Raw genomic sequence first — 15,972 nt, 5'->3', positions numbered from 1 at the left:
TTATGAATATTTAAATAATAGTACAGGGAAGCATATAAGCTCCGTCTACCCGAAAGGTCTTACATCCAATCGGATAAAAGTCTGATTATTCCTACTAATATTGCCGATTATTGTGAAGAATCGAAACCGGTATGATAGAATAAATGAAAACAGAATACATCTTAATTGTTGGAGGGATCCAGTTGAAGGAAGATCAAAAAGTGTATGATATCACGATCATAGGCGGCGGTCCAACGGGGCTGTTTACAGCGTTCTATGGCGGCATGAGAAAAGCATCAGTTAAGATCATCGAGAGTTTACCACAACTCGGGGGGCAGCTTGCTACTCTATATCCTGAGAAATACATATATGACGTTGCAGGTTTTCCTAAAGTGAAAGCCCAGGAACTGGTCAATAATTTAAAAGAGCAAATGGCGAAATTCGAAACGACCATTTGTTTGGAGCAGGCCGTAGAAGGTGTAGAAAAGCAGGCTGACGGTATGTTCAAGCTCACCACCGATAAAGAAGTTCACTTCTCAAGAACGATCATCATCACGGCAGGAAACGGCGCCTTCCAGCCACGCCGCCTGGAACTAGAGCATGCATCCGGGTTTGAAGGGAAAAACCTTCATTACTTTGTCGATAATCTGGAGCATTTCAGAGGTAAGAAAGTGGTCATTTGCGGTGGCGGAGACTCTGCTGTTGACTGGGCTCTTATGCTTGAGCCGATCGCAGAAAAGGTTTATCTCGTACATAGACGGGATAAATTCAGGGCTCATGAGCACAGCGTGGAGAATTTACACAACTCCAAAGTTGAATTGAAAACACCATACGTCCCATCTGAGCTGGTCGTCGATGAAGAGAAGATCAATCAGCTGATACTTGAGGAAACGAAAGGCGACGAAAAGGAAATCATCGACCTTGATGAATTGATTGTAAATTTCGGATTCGTCTCCTCCCTCGGTCCGATCAAAGACTGGGGTCTTGAAATCGAAAAGAACTCAATCGTGGTTAATTCCAGAATGGAAACGAATGTCCCGGGCATTTATGCAGCAGGTGATATCAGTACGTATGACGGGAAAGTCAAGCTTATCGCCAGCGGATTCGGGGAGGCACCGACAGCGGTGAATAACGCGAAGGCCTATATGGATCCAAAGGCAAGGGTACAGCCGATGCACAGTACGTCCATGTTTAACGATTAATTCCATTCAGAAGGTTCAGGATATCGAATCCTGAACCTTTTCTTATTTAAAGAAGATTGACTTCTCTTCATCATGACCTTCATTTTATCCCTACCCACTCCTTTGTTTATTTTCACCATGAATGGGTAGACCAATAGTAGGACAAAAAATTTCAGATAAAGGATGATGTGTAAAATGAATGTGTTAGTTATCGGAGCGAACGGCAATACAGGCCGCCATATAGTGAAGGAACTTTCAAATAGCAGTCAACATTTCGTGAGAGCCATGATCCGAAAAACAGAACAGGCGAAGGAAATGGAAGACTTGGGGGCAAGACCGATTGTTGCCGACCTTGAACAGGATTTCTCGTATGCCCTTGAAAATGTGAATGCCGTCATTTTCGCTGCCGGCAGTGGTGGATCGACAGGAGACGATAAGACGTTAGCCATCGACCAGGAGGGTGCTAAGAAAGCAGTCGATTATGCCAAGAAGATGGGTATCGAGCGTTTTGTGATGCTCAGCTCCATGGGTGCGGGTAATCCTTCAAGCGGACCGGATGAATTGCAATTCTACTTAAAAGCCAAGGGTGCTGCGGATGCCCACTTGAAAGAGAGCGGCTTAAATTACACCATCGTCCGCCCTGGATCCCTTTCATTCGATGATTCAACAGGAAAGATTGAAGCGGCTACAAGCATCACGGACAAAAACCGTGAGATTCCCCGTGCAGACGTTGCGAAAGTGCTTGTCGACTCTTTAACAATAGAAGAAACCAACCACAAAGTATTCGAGATCTTAAGCGGTGACACACCCGTAGAAGAAGCGCTGAAAAACATTCATTAAAATTGAAAAAGGGACGGACCTCACAAATTGAGGTCCGTCCCTTTTATGTTTAGCAATCCTCCGGCGTACCTTTATTCGTCGCCGTCACGAATGATGATCCGCACCCGCATGAAGCAATGGCGTTCGGATTGTCGATGGTGAATCCGCCGCCCATCATGGACTGCTTATAATCTATTTTCGTACCGTTCAGGATGGCAGCATCATTTTTTGCTATGACAAGCTTGATTCCATGCTGCTCTGTCGTTGTATCTCCATCTTGAACCTCATGTTCAAATCCCATACCGTAAGAAAGGCCGCTGCAGCCTCCCCCTTTTACCGCTACACGTAACATGGCATCTGTTTCGTCATGTTCCTTCATCATATCTTTAATCTGAAGGGCAGCAGCTTCTGTTAGAATGACAACTTCACTCATTCATTACACCCCCAACCTTTTCATTTCTTACTACTTAGTATACTCCTTTCTATTTTACTACTCAACCGATGGGGCTTTGGTGAATGATTGGAAAGGTAATTATACGAATATTCTCATTAAATACAACTTTTTACTCACCAATACTAAAAAACACTGGTTCACTTTACCACCTCCAAGGTATAATGAGGTAAATAGTCCCGATTATGAGGTGAGATTCATGACGGTTGTGACACCCTTTTATGATAAGAAAAACCAGTGTCTATCGTGTAAACATTCATATAGTACGACAAGGATCCGGTCCCGGTTTGTGAAGCTCGCCGGGTATGACAGTGACTTTTGTCCCCTGTACCAGTCAGATGAAGTGAATCCTTTGCTTTATAACGTATCCGTCTGTCCGCAGTGCGGTTTTTCTTATACCGATGATTTTACAGCATACATACCTCCTGTTCTTAAATCAGAGCTTGAAAAGAAAATCAGTCTGCACTGGCAGCCTCAGGATTACGGGAAAATCAGGTCATATGAAGATGCGGTCAATACGTATAAGCTGGCTGCCTACTGTGCCCTGATCAAGAAGGAGAAAAAAGTGACCACAGCAGGGTTATACCTTCGAACGGCCTGGCTTTATCGAAAGATAGATGATAAAGAACAGGAAAGACGCTTCATTAATCTGGCCGCCCATGAATACATCGATGCCTATGTGACAGATGGTGCTTCAGGATCTATGATGTCCGAGACGAAGCTTCTGTATATCATCGCTGAATTACTTAGGAGGCAGGATAAGATCGAGGAAGCAGCAGCCTATCTTTCTAAAGTAATCAGTAAGCAGCATCTCTCCAACGAACCGAAAATCATTGAAATGGCCAGGGAGCGCTGGTATGAAATCCGGGAAATGCATAAAGAAATGAAGACTATGTAAAAAACCAGTGAGCCCCACTGGTTTTTTTATGTACTTTCACAAAAAAAATAAGCCGGTCAGGCCGGCTTTTGTTTAGAACATCGGGTTATCTTCAAGGAATTGATAGATATGATCCACCAGTTCTTCAGGCGTGTCGCCTGTTACGACCTCTCCATTGACGAGAGCATAAAACGCTTGGGCGCATTTTCCGCAGTATCCCAGGCATCCGTACTCAATGACATCAAGGTTCGGGTCTCTTTCTAATATCTCAAGCGCCTTTTGCGCACCGCTAGCAAGATTGCTTATACAAAATTCAATAATAGGTTTCAATTCCATCACCTCACTACTCTTTGTTATGCTACCTTTTTTTATCATTATCGTCAATGATTTGCATTCCATGTAATGGTATAACAGATTGTGAACATTTTCGCTTATTTCTGTTGTGAAAACACCTTTATTTCGATATACTTTTAATGTTAATAGGTTTATTTATGTAGAATTTACTCGAATTATGCTTCACATTGAAAATGCTTACTTTACCAGGACCCGCTTCACCCGCGACTGTCCTTTAAACCCTGTCCCTATTTATACCGGGATATAAATTATATTCACACACACTATTTCAACAATAATGTAGAGTGCAAAAAGGGGAAATTTTCATGAAACAATTAGTGCTGCTTGGCGGAGGATATGGCAATATGCGCGTCCTTCTTCGCTTATTACCCAATCAATTACCTGAAGATGTATCGATTACCCTGATTGACAGAAATCCTTATCACTGTTTGAAGACAGAATACTATGCGCTTGCTGCAGGGACGATTTCAGATCAACATGTACGCGTGTCCTTCCCGGAACATGACCGGTTATCCTACGTATACGGAGATATCTCAGGCGTGGACATGGAGAATAAACTCGTTCGTATGAAAGATCAGGATCCCGTACCTTATGATGATCTTGTCATCGGTCTTGGGTGTGAGGATAAATATCATAATGTACCGGGTGCAGATGAACATACGTTTTCAATTCAGACGATTGAAAGGTCACGTAAGACTTACCAGACTCTGTGTAATCTTCCAGCGGGTTCGATTGTCGGCATCGTCGGCGCCGGCTTAAGCGGAATTGAACTTGCCAGTGAGCTTAGGGAAAGTCGTTCTGATTTAAAGATTAAATTATTCGACCGCGGGCCACGCATTCTCAATGCCTTTCCTGAACGCCTTAGTTCTTACGTTCACGGTTGGTTTGACGAAAACGGCGTAGAAATCGTGAACAATTCCAATATTACAAGAGTGGAACCGAATACGCTGCATAACCATGAAGAACAGATTTTCTGTGATGCCATCGTGTGGACTGCCGGTATTCAACCGAGCAAGGTCGTTCGAGATATGGATGTGGAGAAGGATGCAAGCGGTCGCGTCGTCCTGACAAAGTATCATAATTTGCCACAGGATGAGAACGTGTATGTGGTCGGTGACTGCGCAAGTCTACCTCAAGCTCCAAGTGCACAACTTGCTGAAGGACAGGCTGAACAAATCGTAACCATTTTGCTGAAGCGTTGGAATAACGAGGAGCTTCCGGCAGAGTTACCTAAGATCAAGCTGAAGGGAATCCTCGGATCCCTCGGAAAGAAACATGGTTTCGGACTGGTAAACGAGCGCTCCATTACAGGACGCGTTGCCCGTTTATTGAAATCCGGTGTATTGTGGATGTATAAATATCATAATGGATGATATAGAAAAGAACCGCGACGTGCGGTTCTTTTTTATGCTAAATATCCCATCAAAAAAAAGGCTTCCACTATAGAAAGCCTCACTCACCTTAAGATGGTTTAAACCGGTTCATATCCATACTTCTCTAATTCTGAGTAAATCGTCTTCAAACGGGGATTCCCTTCTCCGACAATCTTGCCTTCCAATAAGACTATAGGGTAGAACATATCCTCTTCCACTACCCTTGAGGCAAACTGTTTCACCGATTCTTCTTCCGGCGGATTGTGGATATCCACATATTTAATGACAAATGGCTGATTTGGGTATTTCCTGCTCACTGCAGCCTCCAGCCATTCGTACGTTTCTTTCGATGATGGTAAGTTCACGCAGCTTGGACAGAGTATTTCTGCCCCATACACGTAAAGTTCAACCGGCTTGCGATTCATATGATCCTCCCCCTTATTCCCCTCTTTTGTTTATTTTACAAAAAAAGCAGAAGGGTTGGAACCATTTTCTTTCTGGAAACGGAATGGGAAACATTTCTTGAAAAAGAAATGCCCAATCATTTGCAGGTTGATAGATTTTTTTCGAATATGTCATTATAATAGATAGTAAGGAAAGGAGTAGATAATTATGGCTGAAAACGAAATGATTGCACCCGTTCAGGAAGTATTAGATAAATTACGTCCGTTCCTACTTCGCGATGGTGGAGATTGTGAACTTGTAGACGTTGAAGATGGCATTGTGAAATTGCGCCTGCTTGGTGCATGCGGAAGCTGCCCAAGTTCAACTATCACATTAAAAGCAGGAATCGAACGCGCATTGGTGGAAGAAGTTCCTGGTATCGTTGAAGTAGAGCAAGTATTCTAATCAATCTTGAACCTCAAATCCTGAATCCTTTATTGGGTTCAGGATTTTTTTATTTCACCGCTGTTTTTCGGGTTGTCTCCTTTAAGGACGGCCAGTATGTTCTCTACACACAGGGTCATCATGTCATAACGGGTGGCCTTTGAGGAGCTTCCGATATGGGGGATGGCGACGACTTGTTCCAATTGGAGAAGAGGATGTTCCTCGCTTATCGGCTCGGTTTCGAATACATCCAGGCCGGCACCCGCGACCTCTCCCCTCTTTAACGCCTGCTCGAGGGCCGCTTCATTGACGATGGCCCCACGTGCCGCATTGATGAAGATCGCTGTGTTCTTCATTTTACTGAATTGATCTTCCTGGAACATCCCCTGGGTTTCCTTGTTTAATGGTGCCAGGACGACCACGAAATCAGACTGTGCAAGAAGATCATCGAATGACACATAACGGACTCCGAGGGTCTCTTCAGCTTCTGGTTTACGGGAACGGTTATGGTACAGTACTTCCATATTAAATCCTTTCGCCCTTCTCGCCACGGCTTCACCGATGCTTCCCATACCGACGATCCCCATCGTTTTGTGATGAATATCCATTCCGGCAAGGAGAAGGGGTGACCAGCTTTTCCACTTTCCTTCTTTAATGTACCGGTCGGCTTCTACGATTCGTCGTGCTGTTGCCATCAGGAGGGCGAAGGTTAAATCCGCCGTCGTTTCCGTCAACACATCTGGCGTATTGGTGATCGTGATACCTTTTTCTTTTGCCGCTTCAAGATCGATATTGTCATATCCTACTGCAAGGTTTGCCACAACTTTTAAAGAGGCGGCATTCTGTAAGAGTTCAGAATCGACCTTGTCCGATAGCATGGTAAGTAAAGCAGACGCTTTCTCTGCTTTCTCCAGAAGGATGTCCCTCGGTACAGGGGCATCTTCCTTTTCCCACATCTCCACTTCGAACTCTCTCTTTAATGGGGCGACAATGGCCTCAGGAAGTTTCCTCGTAATATAGATGAATGGCTTCATATTCAATCCCCTGCCTTTTCTTTTCTTCAGTTTAGCATAAAAAGAAAGGCACATCCTATCTTAGGGGATCGGATTACAGCCACGCTATGAGGGGAATTCCCCATTTTTTCACCGGCACTTCGGACATATGGTAAAAGTCTGAAAGGAACGCTTCGTATTGATGGGAATTCTTCAAATAGCGTTCCAATTTTTCCTCGACTGTCTTTTTCTTTTGTTCTGATTGGGAAATGTAATACTCTTCGATGCATTCGAAATAATGCAGGGGAAACAATAGCCGGGAATACAACAACCTCCATGAAAAAGGAGAAAGGGGTGTAATCGATTCATACTCTTTCAGGAATTCCTGAAGCTCAGGATGGTATGTCTGGCTCCTCATGAAGTATCGTTCCCTCACCCACTCCGCTATGTCGCGGCTGCAGTGGTCGAATACCCATTGAAACGGAAAGTGTATGCACATTTCGGTCCCCCACGTGGTTTGAAGAAACCGTTCATGACAGATCGTTCCCGCATCCTCGGCCTTCGGGTCTTCATCAAGCTCCGTATCGACCAAGTATTGGATGGCATTTTCCGAAAGCGCACTATAATAGGGATAACTCTCGACAAACCGGCGTTCAAACTCGTCAGCGGGCTGGTCCTGGATGACCTGATAATAGGCTTTTTCTAACTGAGAGAGCCTCTTTTCCCACAGACTTTTCCACTGACCCATCCGATTTATTTTCTCCACTTTCTCTTCGAAGGTCCGTCCCCTGAAATGGAATTTGCTTAGCTTTCTGCCGAGCTTATGATTAGGCGGGGACTCGGTGCCTTCATTTCGGAGGACGACATAATCTTTATCCTTTTCCACCACGAGGAATTTACCCTCGTTGCTTTGGACAAAGGTCGACACATGACGGTCCCCGGAGCTTTTCATGTGCTCTGCCAGTTTATACAGTTCCACCAGGGTTTCCTGTTCCATATTCGATACACCCACAATACTATATACTAATCCCCCGACCATATATCGATCCATCATTCCATCGAAGAATGCCCGCTCAGGATGCAGCCCAAAGTGGTTTATTAGAATCTCTTGAGACATACCGACCTCTCCTATCTTTAATGACCGTTCTTTTTTCATCATTCATGTGCTAAATATGCTCCCCGGGAACATCTTTCCAAAAGGTGTATGAATATCCAAATCCAGGGATGGGCAAGAATGAGAACAGAAGCTATTATTATGTCTATTTTTCAATTGGGTATCATATGAGTAAAACAAGGCTTCGTCTAATCGAAATAGGGGTTTTATAATCTTTCAAGGAAAAAGGTGAATAAGATGAAGGATAAAGAGTCAATGGATTTATTAGAGAGTACCGCACGTAAATGGCTGCATGAAAGAGGAGTGGAAATAGAAGATATCGCTCAATTAGTCATGTACCTCCAACAGAAGTATCATCCTGATCTTGAATTGAAGGAATGCGTCTATAACGTTGAACGTGTATTGACGAAGCGTGAAGTTCAGAACGCCATACTTACAGGCATTCAACTAGATATATTAGCTGAGAAAAAGATGCTTGAGGAACCATTACAGGCGATTGTTGAAGTAGATGAAGGGTTATACGGTGTGGATGAAATCCTGGCCTTTTCAATTGTAAATGTGTATGGTTCGATCGGATTCACGAACTACGGATATATCGATAAGCAAAAACCGGGGATCCTTGAGAGGTTGAATGATAAATCATCGGGTATGTGCCATACTTTCCTTGATGATATTGTAGGCGCCATTGCAGCTGCTGCTTCAAGCCGTTTGGCTCATCGGGCGAAAGGTGCAGAATGAGGGTGAATAAGTATTCCAAATCAGACGACAGGGTCGTCTGATTTTTAGTGTTGGAGAAGTGTAAAAGGTATTTGATACAATCTACCCTAAAAGATTATACAGTGTAAACAATTAGATCCTTTTAACCAACTTAATGTTTGCACATCAACGAATAGTTATATATAATTACAAATATAGTTGTAATTATATTCATTATAGTTGTACCCAAGGCTAAACAAAAATACATAAGCACCAAAAAAAAGGCATTCACTCTTTTCGAATCTACGCATCACACATTTTACATACGTTCTGAAAATGATCGAGGTGAGATCTTATTAAACTCCTGAGTGACAAAGCCCTTATCGATGCCTATACAAAAGCAAAACAGTTAAAACTCAGTAATGAATTCATCATTCTGATCGAACAAGAAATTAAAAAAAGAAAATTAGTTCATTAAAGAATCGTGTGATTGTAGAGATCTGCGTGTTCCTCACAAGTCGGCATGATGTCTTCCCATTGGACCTCCAACGAGCACACTATCGCAAATAGTTTGTTCAGGGACGGGTTCGCTTCTCCCTTTTCAATCAACGAAATGTAATTAACCGTTAATCCACATTTTCGACTTAATTCTTGTATGGTAATTTCTTTCGCTCTTCTATGGTGCCTTATTTTCTTTCCGACAAGTCCTGTAACTGTAATACTCATTACCTCACTACCCTTTTAAAAATTCTTTAGAAATGACGTGGAATGTTTCGAAAATCAAGCTAAGAAACAGTGACTTTCATTCTTAAAGTTGTGTGCATTCGTAAAGAATAGTTAGAAATTGAAAAGGTATCAATGCTAATAGTCCCCTACTACCTTTGATGTTTACCCTAGTAGAATACCTTTACACTTAATTTCGAAAATTTCTTAAAAAAATTTCACTATTTCACTTTCTGTCGTCATGGTCCTTCTGGGTACTCAAATATGCGTCATGGAAAAAGTATCGTTAGTTAGAGGAAAAAAAACACATCATTCATTAGGAGTATAATGTACGTTCCTACTACTTATTCTTAAAACAATATCTATAGAGGCATAGGTATTGTTATCAAAAGGGCCCATTACAAAAGTACCCCTCCAGAATAAATAGTATTTTATTTACTTCTTTTCACACTAGTTCTATTTTACTTATACAAACGTGTGTTGTCTATTATGAATATGTTACTAATTAAAGACATTTTCTTCTATTTGAGTACTCAGCAGGGTCATGGAAGATGTGGAGGCTGCAGTTTAGCCTCCACTTTTTTTATTATATATCCCATTGATCCAATGTTTCGATTGTATAGGTTGGTTGAATGCGCTTTTGAATCAACGCCTCTTTTGTTGTAACCCCTGTATGAACAAGCAGCGTATGCAGTCCTGCATTTATTCCCGCCAGGATATCTGTATCATAGTTATCCCCTACCATCAGAGTGTCTTCCTTCGGGACTCCCAACACAGACAATGCCTGTTCCATGATTATGGACTCCGGCTTTCCGATAAAGATCGGTTCGGTCTGGGTGGAGACAGTCACGACAGAAGTCAGGGAACCATTTCCCGGAAGCAATCCCCTTTCAGTCGGAATCGCGATATCTCCATTTGTTGAAATAAACGTTGCCCCGTTTCTCACCCCCAGGCAGGCAAGGGCTAATTTCTCATAATTAATCTCCCGGTCAATCCCCACTACAACAAAATCCGGTTTATCGTCCTGCAGCGTAATGCCATTCTCTTCAAGTGCTGAGCGTATTCCTTCCTCACCGATGACATAGGCCGTACCTTCAGGCTTTTCTTTTGCCAAATACTGTGCCGTCGCCATGGATGTCGTAAATACCTGTTCCTTTGTTGCGGGTATATCAAAGGAACGCAATTTTTCCGCCACCTGTTCCGGTCTTCTTGAAGAGTTATTCGTTACGAACAGATAAGGTAAGCCCTTATCCTGCAGCCGCTTCACGAAATCCCCCGCTTCTTCGATCTTCTCCTTCCCTTTATACATCGTTCCATCCAGGTCAATTAAATAGCCTTTATATTCTTTCATCATCTACCTCCATATAATGTAGTTAGTATGTCCGAAAATTTCAAATTGCTTCGCTGTGAAGTTGTACTCTCTAAAGAAAATAAGACAGCGCATCCTCATTAAGGAAAGCGCTGTCAAATACGGTTAGTTTTTAAATGCCGATACGGGGCCCAGTTCATTTTCAAGGTAGTTCCGGACCTGTTGCGGGAATTGGCTCAGTGTTTGGAACACTTCTTTCAGGATGGTATGTAATTGCCTGTGATCAACGGTTGTATATGCCTGGACAAGTGGTTTACGCTGTTCGACGAGGCGTTTAAGATCTTCGCTCATCTTGTCTGTGATCACTTTTTCATCCAAAAGAATATCAATGATATCCTCATAGCTCCCGGGGTCCCTCATGATGAATCCATCAATCATGCTGTTCCCTACGTCCAGGATGGATTCAATGATGACGTGGGCAACCCTTTCAAGCGCCAGCTTTTCCAGTGTAGCATTCCACTGTTCTTGACGACTGAATAGGTTTAGCTGCTCATCCATATAGGTCAATATTTCTTCAATCTTTTCCCTGTCTACGAAATACATGATGCTCACCTCTCTCTTAAACAATACGTGACACCTTATTTTAACATAATTTCACCAGACCCATACAGGTACATCCTGCAATTCCCGTCTCAGTCTGATATGATGAAATAAGCAGAAAAAGAGGAGGGCATCGTGATGAGTGAACGTTTTTATTTATATGACGATACAGAAAATACACGAACGCGATTCGTGAGTTTCATGGGGGAAAATCAGCGGTATGACCTGGCGATTACCCAAACGGAACGCTATTACGGAAAATCATTGGTTCTGGACCTTCAGGGCAGTCGATTTGCCATCATGGGAAGGGATGACCTTGATGAACCCGGCTATGTTGAGAGTGTATTTAAATTAACCTTGGAAGAAGCAGATGAATTAAGGGACTTCTTAGGGGAAATCATCCTCTGATCCAAAATGGTTCCGCCGAGAGAATGAACTACGCCTCCCGCTCACATACTAATGGTATGAAAGGTGGGAGTTAAAATGAGTAAAGACCGGAAATCCTATGACAAAGAAGACGAAGTATACAGTGACTTCTCCAATGTAGAAACCTACCGTAATTTCCTCGTTCCCGAAACACTTCCGGAAGGCCCTTACGGAGCTCCGAGAGGTAAGCATAGCCCTGTTGAGAACAAGAGTACACCATGGGAAGAAGGACAACGCTATTATAGTGCCTTCAACTACGAGAATAAATCCCTGCACCAGGATATACCTCGTCAGGAACCCGGATCACATCCAGTTCATGCCGACCCGGATGTGAATGAAGAACCGCCATATACTGAAAACAAGTAAAAGAAAGGAACAAACGATCATCGTCGTTTGTTCCTTTTCATCATTATTTATTGACTTTCTTCACGAGAAAATAAGCGCATCCAAAATTACAGTATTCATATAAGTAATCCTTATGAGTACTCACCTTTGTGTCGAAAGAAGCCTTTTGATTGTGATCATCGAAGAATCCTTTCAATCGGAGCTGTCCGTATCCCCAGTCACCAAGGATAAAATCGTATTTACTTAAGATATCGCTGTATCTTTCCTTGAAAGCATCCTCGTTGAATCCGTCCCTGAATTCCTCGACGATTTCATAGCACGTGTTCTGCACACAAATCAACTCTGTCCACCCACTTTCGTTTCCTTATTTTAAATTATAACGGATTGTCCATTAATTACTATGAAAAATTACCATAAGATATGGTCACCCTACTAAATAGGGGGTGTTTAAGTTGAATAAATTACTTTTAGGTACAACAGTCCTCGGCATCACATTAATCGGGACAGCCTGTAATGGCATCGACAAAGGCAACGAGGAAATGTTCCACGACAATGGGAATACCATTAATGTAAGTGACAGGGAAGACCTGTATAACGAAAATGGCTGGACCAAAAAAGGGGCACACCGCGGTGAAGACTTTGGTTATGTCCGCCAGCAGAAGAGCCCTACCGGTGGTCAAAACATTTCCACGAAGGATATGTACAGTATCAATCGCGAGCAGGTAGCCGACAGCATCAGCAAAATGAGTGTAGCCCTTCCTGACGTGAAAGATTGCTCTACCCTCGTCACGGACGAAGAGGTTCTCGTCTCTTATGTGACCGATAAAAAGGATAAAGACGGACGTTTTCAAGTAGCCGATCAAGTAAAGAAAACGGCTATGTCTGTCATCCCGCGCTGGTACCATGTCTATGTGACCGATGACAAAGCATTGATGCGCAACGTTGAAAACCTGGCACAGATGGATAGTGACAGCAAGAACGTAAATACAGCCATTGACGATACCATCAACCTGATGCTCAAAGACTCCCCACAAGGTAGAAATGTCGACTCAGGTGAAAACGCCAACGGCGAAATGACGTCTGATCAGTACGAAATGCGTGATGATGATACCCACAAAATCAATATGGATCGTCAGAAACGGAATGACTATACAGATACCAATAACATGATGGACTAAAGAAAAGCGGAGGCGGCTCGTTCAGACCCGACAAGCATAAGACGAATCAACCGGAAAGGCGCTCTTTGCCTTTTTGGTTGATTTGACTTATGACCTCGAGGGGCTAGCCACCGGAGCTAGACATCTCGAAAAGCGGAGGCGGCTCGTTCAGACCCGACAAGCATAAGACGAATCAACCGGAAAGGCGCTCTTTGCCTTTTTGGTTGATTTGACTTATGACCTCGAGGGGCTAGCCGCCGGAGCTAGACATCTCGAAAAACGGAGGCGGCTCGTTCAGACCCGACAAGCATAAGACGAATCAACCGGAAAGGCGCTCTTTGCCTTTTTGGTTGATTTGACTTATGACCTCGAGCCTTTGCCGGAGCTAGACGTCTCAATAACCAAAAGGACTGACTGTCAGAGAGCTTCTCCTTCAGGTCAGTCCTTTTGTATTTCTAAAATTATGCGTTCTGTACTTCCTGCTCACCTTTAGCTTGTTTGGCTTTCGCTGCTGCGTTTACCTGCTCATCGGCATGATAGGAAGAGCGAACGAGAGGGCCGGCTTCACAGTGGCTGAAGCCTTTTTCCATCGCTGCTTCACGAAGTTCGGCAAATTCATCAGGATGATAATATTTTTGAACCTTCAAATGCTTCTTCGATGGTTGCAGGTATTGACCTAATGTCACGATGTCCACATGATTGGCACGTAGATCATCCATTGTTTCAAGAATTTCTTCTTTTGTTTCCCCGAGACCGACCATAATGCTCGATTTCGTAGGGATCTCCGGATTCAATTCTTTCGCACGGCGCAGGAATTCCAATGTACGATCGTACGTCGCACGGGCACGAACTCTCGGAGTCAGACGGCGGACCGTTTCAACATTGTAATTCATGATGTCCGGTTTTGCATCCATCAAAGTCTTGATATTATCGAATACCCCACCCATATCAGAAGGCAGCACTTCGATGGAAGTGAAAGGACTCTTACGACGGATGGCACGGACGGTTTCAGCAAAGACTTGTGAACCCCCGTCTTTCAGATCATCACGGGCAACTGCAGTAATAACGACATGCTTTAAGTTCATCAGTTGTACGGAATCCGCCACGCGTTCCGGCTCTTTCAAGTCCAATTCAGTCGGAAGACCTGTTTTAACGGCACAGAAACGGCAGGCACGTGTACAAATGTCACCAAGGATCATGAACGTAGCCGTACGTCTTGTTCCCCAGCATTCATGAATATTGGGACAACGGGCCTCTTCACACACTGTATGAAGATTGTTTTCCCTCATCATTTTTTTCAGACCCATATAATTATCGTTCGTATTCAGCTTAATCTTAAGCCAATCCGGTTTACGAATGTGTTCATCTTTCTTACTCATACCCCTCATCTCCAATCCTAAATAATTCTGACTTAGGCAAAGAGTGAAACGTTGTCTCGTTCATCCTATGTAAAAAAAGCCATCATCAATATACTTCTTTTGTCACTTTATCATACTAAAAAAGTGAAAACAAGCATGTGATGCCCTATTACCATTTATTGATGATTATGATTCCCGGTGAACGATACAAACTACTAATAGGCCCCTAAAAATGGAGGGATGATTTTGTACAAACGATTGATCTTCTGCATCGTATTCTTCTTAACGATCAGTCCAAGTCAAAGCTTTGCAGCGGAACAGCTTACAGACGAACAGATACACACGAAGCGTATGGAACTATTTCAAAAGAGCGAGGCCTTGACCCATATCCCCTGGTACTACCTTGCTGCCATTGATCAGTATGAACGGAGTCTTCGGTTTGCCCGTAAAGATAGGGATAAACCATCCTCTTTCATCTCGATTTATATGGAGCCTGAAAAGTGGGTCGGTCCACTGAACCCCCACCTCGAAGATGACAATCCTGAAACGATCGCTCTTTTCAATGGAATCGGTCGGGATGGGGATTTTGACGGGAAAGCAAGCCTGAAAAGTGATGAAGATATCCTCGCCGCGTTAACCGACTTTATACTCCGTTACGGCATTGATCACGACAACTTCAAGCTTGCCCTCTGGGATTATTATAAACGGGATAAAACCGTCAGTATCATTATGGGAAACGCCAAAATATATAAACAGTACGGAACGATTCATCTCAATCAAAAAGCATTTCCACTCCCCCTGCGATTCAACTATAGTTACCGAAACACCTGGGGAGATGCCCGTGGATGGGGTGGAAGACGGATCCATGAAGGGACGGACCTATTCGCTGATTATGGGGTTCCTGTCAGGGCTACCTCATACGGAATCATTGAAATGAAAGGCTGGAATCGTTATGGAGGCTGGCGCATCGGAATACGTGACATTAATAATACGTATCACTACTATGCCCATTTGAGCGGTTTTTCCAAAGGTCTTCAAGTCGGACAAGTGGTGGAACCGGGAATGGTGATCGGCGGTGTCGGAAGCTCAGGATACGGACCTCCGGGGACGTCAGGGAAATTCCCTCCTCATTTGCATTATGGAATGTATAAGGATAATGGTCTGACGGAATGGTCTTTCGATCCCTACCCTCACTTAAGAATGTGGGAACGCCAGGACAGGATCAAAAGCAGGAAACATTAAAGAAGCAGACAATGGAGATTCCATCGTCTGCTTCTTTTCTTTATACCTGTTTTTTCGATTTGGAAACAGCGTTCATGATACTAGCTGCTAATCCACCCCAGATGATGACCATTCCTACAACCATCATAGCAATCGCGCTACCACTCAT

22 protein-coding genes are annotated in these 15,972 nt (G+C 43.5%); 11 read left to right on the top strand and 11 right to left on the bottom strand.

Going from position 1 to position 15,972, the window contains the following annotated elements; translation table 11 throughout:
* The first annotated feature begins 182 nt into the window (after nucleotides 1-182).
* Together AM506_RS13800 and AM506_RS13795 are read left to right on the top strand one after the other, a co-directional pair.
* Nucleotides 183-1,181, top strand: coding sequence for an NAD(P)/FAD-dependent oxidoreductase (locus AM506_RS13800; RefSeq protein WP_060673074.1), 999 nt, complete (start codon nucleotides 183-185; stop codon nucleotides 1,179-1,181).
* Between the two features lie 174 nt (nucleotides 1,182-1,355).
* The gene (locus AM506_RS13795; protein ID WP_060673073.1) at nucleotides 1,356-2,000 is read left to right on the top strand and encodes an SDR family oxidoreductase; all 645 of its coding nucleotides are present in this window, start codon (nucleotides 1,356-1,358) and stop codon (nucleotides 1,998-2,000) included.
* A 49-nt stretch (nucleotides 2,001-2,049) separates the two neighbouring features.
* Here the strand turns inward: AM506_RS13795 and AM506_RS13790 are convergent, their stop codons facing one another.
* Complete coding sequence (locus AM506_RS13790; protein WP_060673072.1) at nucleotides 2,050-2,412, bottom strand: HesB/IscA family protein; 363 nt, start codon at nucleotides 2,410-2,412, stop codon at nucleotides 2,050-2,052.
* 217 nt (nucleotides 2,413-2,629) lie between these two features.
* Here AM506_RS13790 and AM506_RS13785 point away from each other — a divergent pair, with 217 nt between their 5' ends.
* Complete coding sequence (locus tag AM506_RS13785; RefSeq protein WP_060673071.1) at nucleotides 2,630-3,328, top strand: DUF2225 domain-containing protein; 699 nt, start codon at nucleotides 2,630-2,632, stop codon at nucleotides 3,326-3,328.
* Nucleotides 3,329-3,400: 72 nt separating this feature from the next.
* Here the strand turns inward: AM506_RS13785 and AM506_RS13780 are convergent, their stop codons facing one another.
* Complete coding sequence (locus AM506_RS13780) at nucleotides 3,401-3,643, bottom strand: YuzB family protein (RefSeq protein WP_060673070.1); 243 nt, start codon at nucleotides 3,641-3,643, stop codon at nucleotides 3,401-3,403.
* Nucleotides 3,644-3,966: 323 nt separating this feature from the next.
* Here AM506_RS13780 and AM506_RS13775 point away from each other — a divergent pair, with 323 nt between their 5' ends.
* Complete coding sequence (locus AM506_RS13775; RefSeq protein WP_060673069.1) at nucleotides 3,967-5,034, top strand: NAD(P)/FAD-dependent oxidoreductase; 1,068 nt, start codon at nucleotides 3,967-3,969, stop codon at nucleotides 5,032-5,034.
* A gap of 98 nt (nucleotides 5,035-5,132) precedes the next feature.
* On the opposite strand, the gene AM506_RS13770 is transcribed toward AM506_RS13775, so the two are convergent.
* Nucleotides 5,133-5,459, bottom strand: coding sequence for a YuzD family protein (locus AM506_RS13770; RefSeq protein ID WP_060673068.1), 327 nt, complete (start codon nucleotides 5,457-5,459; stop codon nucleotides 5,133-5,135).
* 187 nt (nucleotides 5,460-5,646) lie between these two features.
* On the opposite strand from AM506_RS13770, the gene AM506_RS13765 reads away from it, so the two are divergent.
* On the top strand, nucleotides 5,647-5,883 hold the full coding sequence (locus AM506_RS13765; protein WP_034763763.1) for a NifU family protein: 237 nt from the start codon (nucleotides 5,647-5,649) through the stop codon (nucleotides 5,881-5,883).
* 38 nt (nucleotides 5,884-5,921) lie between these two features.
* On the opposite strand, the gene AM506_RS13760 is transcribed toward AM506_RS13765, so the two are convergent.
* Nucleotides 5,922-6,896 (bottom strand): 2-hydroxyacid dehydrogenase, encoded by a 975-nt coding sequence (locus AM506_RS13760; protein WP_060673067.1) that lies wholly within the window; start codon nucleotides 6,894-6,896, stop codon nucleotides 5,922-5,924.
* A 73-nt stretch (nucleotides 6,897-6,969) separates the two neighbouring features.
* Nucleotides 6,970-7,971: a spore coat putative kinase YutH gene (gene yutH / locus AM506_RS13755; RefSeq protein WP_060673066.1), complete on the bottom strand. Its 1,002-nt coding sequence runs from the start codon at nucleotides 7,969-7,971 to the stop codon at nucleotides 6,970-6,972.
* A 234-nt stretch (nucleotides 7,972-8,205) separates the two neighbouring features.
* Here yutH and AM506_RS13750 point away from each other — a divergent pair, with 234 nt between their 5' ends.
* Nucleotides 8,206-8,706 (top strand): phosphatidylglycerophosphatase A family protein, encoded by a 501-nt coding sequence (locus tag AM506_RS13750; RefSeq protein ID WP_060673065.1) that lies wholly within the window; start codon nucleotides 8,206-8,208, stop codon nucleotides 8,704-8,706.
* Nucleotides 8,707-9,019: 313 nt separating this feature from the next.
* Nucleotides 9,020-9,142, top strand: a complete 123-nt coding sequence (sda, locus tag AM506_RS22155; RefSeq protein WP_082386373.1) for a sporulation histidine kinase inhibitor Sda — start codon at nucleotides 9,020-9,022, stop codon at nucleotides 9,140-9,142.
* Here the strand turns inward: sda and AM506_RS13745 are convergent.
* The 3 genes from AM506_RS13745 to AM506_RS13735 form a co-directional block, all read right to left on the bottom strand.
* Nucleotides 9,139-9,390 (bottom strand): helix-turn-helix domain-containing protein, encoded by a 252-nt coding sequence (locus AM506_RS13745; protein WP_060673064.1) that lies wholly within the window; start codon nucleotides 9,388-9,390, stop codon nucleotides 9,139-9,141. The genes sda and AM506_RS13745 overlap by 4 nt on opposite strands.
* A 583-nt stretch (nucleotides 9,391-9,973) precedes the next feature.
* Nucleotides 9,974-10,738, bottom strand: coding sequence for a TIGR01457 family HAD-type hydrolase (locus AM506_RS13740; protein WP_060673063.1), 765 nt, complete (start codon nucleotides 10,736-10,738; stop codon nucleotides 9,974-9,976).
* A 123-nt stretch (nucleotides 10,739-10,861) separates the two neighbouring features.
* On the bottom strand, nucleotides 10,862-11,299 hold the full coding sequence (locus tag AM506_RS13735; protein ID WP_060673062.1) for a DUF86 domain-containing protein: 438 nt from the start codon (nucleotides 11,297-11,299) through the stop codon (nucleotides 10,862-10,864).
* 135 nt (nucleotides 11,300-11,434) lie between these two features.
* On the opposite strand from AM506_RS13735, the gene AM506_RS13730 reads away from it, so the two are divergent.
* Together AM506_RS13730 and AM506_RS13725 are read left to right on the top strand one after the other, a co-directional pair.
* A complete protein-coding gene (locus AM506_RS13730) occupies nucleotides 11,435-11,704 on the top strand; it encodes a DUF3055 domain-containing protein (RefSeq protein WP_060673061.1) in 270 nt (89 codons plus the stop codon).
* A 75-nt stretch (nucleotides 11,705-11,779) separates the two neighbouring features.
* The gene (locus tag AM506_RS13725) at nucleotides 11,780-12,088 is read left to right on the top strand and encodes a hypothetical protein (protein WP_060673060.1); all 309 of its coding nucleotides are present in this window, start codon (nucleotides 11,780-11,782) and stop codon (nucleotides 12,086-12,088) included.
* A gap of 43 nt (nucleotides 12,089-12,131) precedes the next feature.
* On the opposite strand, the gene AM506_RS13720 is transcribed toward AM506_RS13725, so the two are convergent.
* Nucleotides 12,132-12,407, bottom strand: a complete 276-nt coding sequence (locus AM506_RS13720) for a YutD family protein (protein ID WP_060673059.1) — start codon at nucleotides 12,405-12,407, stop codon at nucleotides 12,132-12,134.
* A 103-nt stretch (nucleotides 12,408-12,510) separates the two neighbouring features.
* Between AM506_RS13720 and AM506_RS13715 the strand changes: the two genes are divergently transcribed.
* A complete protein-coding gene (locus tag AM506_RS13715; protein WP_060673058.1) occupies nucleotides 12,511-13,245 on the top strand; it encodes a YhcN/YlaJ family sporulation lipoprotein in 735 nt (244 codons plus the stop codon).
* Nucleotides 13,246-13,685: 440 nt separating this feature from the next.
* Here AM506_RS13715 and lipA read toward each other — a convergent pair whose 3' ends face one another.
* Complete coding sequence (gene lipA / locus AM506_RS13710; RefSeq protein ID WP_060673057.1) at nucleotides 13,686-14,603, bottom strand: lipoyl synthase; 918 nt, start codon at nucleotides 14,601-14,603, stop codon at nucleotides 13,686-13,688.
* Between the two features lie 219 nt (nucleotides 14,604-14,822).
* Between lipA and AM506_RS13705 the strand changes: the two genes are divergently transcribed.
* Nucleotides 14,823-15,824 carry a M23 family metallopeptidase gene (locus tag AM506_RS13705; RefSeq protein ID WP_082386370.1) on the top strand — a complete coding sequence of 334 codons (1,002 nt, stop codon included), beginning with the start codon at nucleotides 14,823-14,825 and terminating at the stop codon, nucleotides 15,822-15,824.
* A gap of 40 nt (nucleotides 15,825-15,864) precedes the next feature.
* Here AM506_RS13705 and AM506_RS22150 read toward each other — a convergent pair whose 3' ends face one another.
* On the bottom strand, nucleotides 15,865-15,972 hold the full coding sequence (locus AM506_RS22150; protein WP_082386369.1) for a methionine/alanine import family NSS transporter small subunit: 108 nt from the start codon (nucleotides 15,970-15,972) through the stop codon (nucleotides 15,865-15,867).

The sequence above is a fragment of the Rossellomorea vietnamensis genome, assembly GCF_001305855.1.
Lineage (GTDB): Bacteria > Bacillota > Bacilli > Bacillales > Bacillaceae_B > Rossellomorea > Rossellomorea vietnamensis_A.
Note: the sequence above shows the minus strand (reverse complement) of the source record. Positions and strands in the feature narration are given on the sequence as shown.

What these genes read in the sequence shown, in the direction of transcription:
- AM506_RS13795 (WP_060673073.1), top strand. Translation starts at nt 1,356, where the DNA reads ATGAATGTGTTAGTTATCGGAGCGAACGGCAATACAGGCCGCCATATA.
- AM506_RS13790 (WP_060673072.1), bottom strand. Translation starts at nt 2,412, where the DNA reads ATGAGTGAAGTTGTCATTCTAACAGAAGCTGCTGCCCTTCAGATTAAA.
- AM506_RS13785 (WP_060673071.1), top strand. Translation starts at nt 2,630, where the DNA reads ATGACGGTTGTGACACCCTTTTATGATAAGAAAAACCAGTGTCTATCG.
- AM506_RS13780 (WP_060673070.1), bottom strand. Translation starts at nt 3,643, where the DNA reads ATGGAATTGAAACCTATTATTGAATTTTGTATAAGCAATCTTGCTAGC.
- AM506_RS13775 (WP_060673069.1), top strand. Translation starts at nt 3,967, where the DNA reads ATGAAACAATTAGTGCTGCTTGGCGGAGGATATGGCAATATGCGCGTC.
- AM506_RS13770 (WP_060673068.1), bottom strand. Translation starts at nt 5,459, where the DNA reads ATGAATCGCAAGCCGGTTGAACTTTACGTGTATGGGGCAGAAATACTC.
- AM506_RS13765 (WP_034763763.1), top strand. Translation starts at nt 5,647, where the DNA reads ATGGCTGAAAACGAAATGATTGCACCCGTTCAGGAAGTATTAGATAAA.
- AM506_RS13760 (WP_060673067.1), bottom strand. Translation starts at nt 6,896, where the DNA reads ATGAAGCCATTCATCTATATTACGAGGAAACTTCCTGAGGCCATTGTC.
- yutH (WP_060673066.1), bottom strand. Translation starts at nt 7,971, where the DNA reads ATGTCTCAAGAGATTCTAATAAACCACTTTGGGCTGCATCCTGAGCGG.
- AM506_RS13750 (WP_060673065.1), top strand. Translation starts at nt 8,206, where the DNA reads ATGAAGGATAAAGAGTCAATGGATTTATTAGAGAGTACCGCACGTAAA.
- AM506_RS13745 (WP_060673064.1), bottom strand. Translation starts at nt 9,390, where the DNA reads ATGAGTATTACAGTTACAGGACTTGTCGGAAAGAAAATAAGGCACCAT.
- AM506_RS13740 (WP_060673063.1), bottom strand. Translation starts at nt 10,738, where the DNA reads ATGAAAGAATATAAAGGCTATTTAATTGACCTGGATGGAACGATGTAT.
- AM506_RS13735 (WP_060673062.1), bottom strand. Translation starts at nt 11,299, where the DNA reads ATGTATTTCGTAGACAGGGAAAAGATTGAAGAAATATTGACCTATATG.
- AM506_RS13730 (WP_060673061.1), top strand. Translation starts at nt 11,435, where the DNA reads ATGAGTGAACGTTTTTATTTATATGACGATACAGAAAATACACGAACG.
- AM506_RS13725 (WP_060673060.1), top strand. Translation starts at nt 11,780, where the DNA reads ATGAGTAAAGACCGGAAATCCTATGACAAAGAAGACGAAGTATACAGT.
- lipA (WP_060673057.1), bottom strand. Translation starts at nt 14,603, where the DNA reads ATGAGTAAGAAAGATGAACACATTCGTAAACCGGATTGGCTTAAGATT.
- AM506_RS13705 (WP_082386370.1), top strand. Translation starts at nt 14,823, where the DNA reads ATGATTTTGTACAAACGATTGATCTTCTGCATCGTATTCTTCTTAACG.
- AM506_RS22150 (WP_082386369.1), bottom strand. Translation starts at nt 15,972, where the DNA reads ATGAGTGGTAGCGCGATTGCTATGATGGTTGTAGGAATGGTCATCATC.